The organism is Rhizobacter sp. P3_B12 (genome assembly GCF_056402895.1).
In genome coordinates this window covers 1-3,137 of sequence record NZ_JBFUGN010000745.1, presented here as the reverse complement: position 1 = coordinate 3,137, position 3,137 = coordinate 1, and the positions used below count along the sequence as shown (strand labels likewise).

Genomic DNA, 3,137 nt, shown 5'->3' with positions numbered 1-3,137 from the left:
GCTCGATGCCGCGCTGCAGGTGATGGCCGCCGCGCTGCCGGCGCAGGCCGCTGCCGGCCGTGCGTACCTGCCGCTCGCGATCGGCCGCCTGGCGGTGCACCGCCCGCATGGCGAGCGGCTCAGCAGCCACGTGCGCATCACGCCCGGCGGCAGCGCCGACACGCTGAAGGCCGAGCTGGTGCTGTTCGACACGCACGGCACCGTCGCGACGATGCATGGCATCGCGCTGCGCGCCGCCCCGGCGCCGGCGAGCGCGGCCGCGAGCGAGCCGGTCTACCGCATCGCGTGGGAGCCGGTGCCGGACGCCCGCTGGCTGCCGGTGCCGGCCGAACTCGCCGCGCAGGCCGGGCCGCGCCTGGACGACCTGTCGCGCGAGCACGACCTGGCCGACTACCAGCAGGCCTTCGTCGCGCTCGAGGCGATGAGCGCGGCGTGGATCGCGCGCGCCCTCGTCGAACTCGGCTGGTCGCCGGCCACCGGCGAACGCGTGAACAGCGCCGAGTTGGCGGCCGCGCTGAACCTCGCGCCGCGCTACCACCGGCTGCTGCCGCGGCTGCTCGCGATCCTGGCCGAGGACGGCTGGCTGCGCCACGACGGCGATGCGTTCACGGTCGCGAACTGGCACCCGGTGCCCGACCCGGCGCAGCGCGTCGCGCCGCTGGTGCAATGCCACCCGGCTTCGCGCCCGCGCATCATGCTGACCGCGAACTGCGGCGCGGTGCTGGCCGACATCCTGGCCGGCCGCGCCGACCCGCTGCACCAGCTGTTCCCGAACGGCTCGGCCGAGCTGGCCGAGGCGCTGTACCGCGATGCGCCCGAGGCCAAGGCCTACAACCAGCTGCTGCGCGAGACCGTGCGCGCCGCCCTCGCGCGGCTGCCGGCCGGGCAGCGGCTGCGCATCCTCGAAGTGGGCGGCGGCACCGGCGGCACCACCGCGTGGGTCGCCCCGATGCTGCCGGCCGACCGCTGCGACTACCTGTTCACCGACATCGGCCCGCTGATGGTGGCCCGCGCCCGCGAGCGCTTCGGCGTGCACCCGTTCATGCGCTTCCAGCCGCTGGACCTGGAGGGCTCGCTGGCGGCGCAGCTGGCCGGGCAGCACTTCGACATCGTGATCGCCGCCAACGTGATCCACGCGACGGCCGACCTGGCGCGCACGCTGGGCCAGGTCCGCCAGGTGCTCGCGCCCGGCGGCACGCTGCTGATGCTCGAAGTGGCCGGCATGGAGCGCTGGATCGACATCACCTTCGGGCTCACCGACGGCTGGTGGCGCTTCACCGACAGCGCGCTGCGGCCGGCCTACCCGCTGCTGTCGCGCGGACGCTGGCTGGCGCTGCTCGACGAACTCGGCTTCGAGGCCGCGGCGATCGATGCGCCGCAGCCGAATTCACGCGAGGTGCTGCTGGCCGCGCGGCGACCGGTGCAGGCGGTGGATGCGCTGCCGGCGTCGAGCTGGCTGCTGGTCGGCGACCGCGGCGGCGTTGGGGAGGCGCTGGCGGCGCGCATGCGTGCCGATGGCCACGAGGTGGTGATCGCGCCGGCCRATGCCGAGCCGGCCGGCCTGCTCGCCGGCCGCCACCTGCGCGGCATCGTCCACCTCGGCGCGCTCGAACTCGCGGCGCCCGATGGGCGGTCCGCCGCTTCGCTGATCGACACGCAGCGCGCGAGCCTCGGCTCGCTGCTCAAGCTGGTGCAGGCGCTCGGTGCGCAGTCGTTCGCGGCCGGCACGACGCCGCGGCTGTGGATCGCGACGCGTGATGCGCAACCGGTCGTCGACGGCGACACGCCGAACCCGCTGCAGGCGCCGGTGTGGGGCTTCGCGAAGGTCGTCGCGCTCGAACACCCGGAGCTGCGCACGACGCGTATCGACCTCGACGGCCACGATGACGCGGGCGCGTTGTGGCAGGCCCTCTGCGCCGATGGCGACGAGCCGCAGCGCGCGCTGCGCGGCGACAAGGCCTTCGTCGCGCGGCTGGTGCACGGCAGYGCCGAGCCGTTCGATCCGGTGCCGGTGCGGCTCGAGAAGGCCGCGAGCGGCGTGTTCGACGAGATGCCGCTCATGCCGATGAGCCGCCGTGCGCCCGACCCCGGCGAGGTCGAGATCCGCGTGCGCGCGGCCGGCCTGAACTTCCGCGACATCATGAACGCCGTCGCGCTGCGCGCCGACCCGGAGCCGCTGGGCGGTGAATGCAGCGGCACCATCGTCGCGCTCGGCGAAGGCGTCGAGGGTTTCGCGATCGGCGATGCGGTGGTCGCGACCGGCGAGGCCTGCTTCGCCACCTACGTGACGACGGGCGTGCAGCACGTGGCGCCGCTGCCGCCCGGCATCGGCTATGCGGAGGGCGCGACGCTGCCGTTCGCGCTGATGACCGCCTGGCATGCGCTGCACGTGCTGGGGGGCATCCGCGCCGGCATGACGGTGCTGATCCACGCGGCTGCCGGTGGCGTCGGCATGGCGGCGCTGCAGATCGCGCTGCGCGCCGGCGCGACGGTGTTCGCGACGGCCGGCAATGAGGCGAAGCGCGCACTGCTGCGCGCGCACGGCGCCACCCATGTGCTGAACTCGCGCACGCTCGATTTCGAGGTCGAGATCGCGCAGCTCACCGAAGGCCGTGGCGTCGACCTGGTGCTGAACTCGCTGGCCGGCGAGTTCATCCCGGCCAGCGTGCGCAGCCTGTCGGCGCAGGGCCGCTTCCTGGAGATCGGCAAGCGCGACATCTGGAGCGGGTCGCAGTTCCGCGAGCTGCGCCCGCTGGCGCGCTACCACGCGATCGACCTGAACGCGCAGCGCTACCAGGACCCGGCCGCGGCGCAGGCGCTGTTCGCCGAGGTGATGGCCGCGGTGCAGCGCGGCGAGCTGAAGCCGCTGCCGCTGCATGCGTTCCCGCTGCAGCGCGGCGGCGAGGCCTTCCGCTTCATGGCGCAGGCGCGGCACACCGGCAAGGTCGTGCTGACGCAGCACGATGCGCTGCAGGCCTCGCTGCAATCGCTGACGCCGCGCGGCGTCTACCTCGTCACGGGAGGGTTGTCGGGCCTCGGGCTGCTGACGGCCGGCCGGCTGGTCGAGCGCGGCGCCAGGCACCTGGTGCTGGTCGGCCGGCGTGCGCCGTCGCCGGCGGCGCAGGCCACGCTCGACG

The 3,137-nt window shown here is 74.7% G+C and carries 1 protein-coding gene; it reads left to right on the top strand.

The window, feature by feature from the left end:
• On the top strand, positions 1–3,137 hold a 3,137-nt coding region (locus AC1D01_RS27315; protein ID WP_477871980.1), incomplete at both ends, for a zinc-binding dehydrogenase.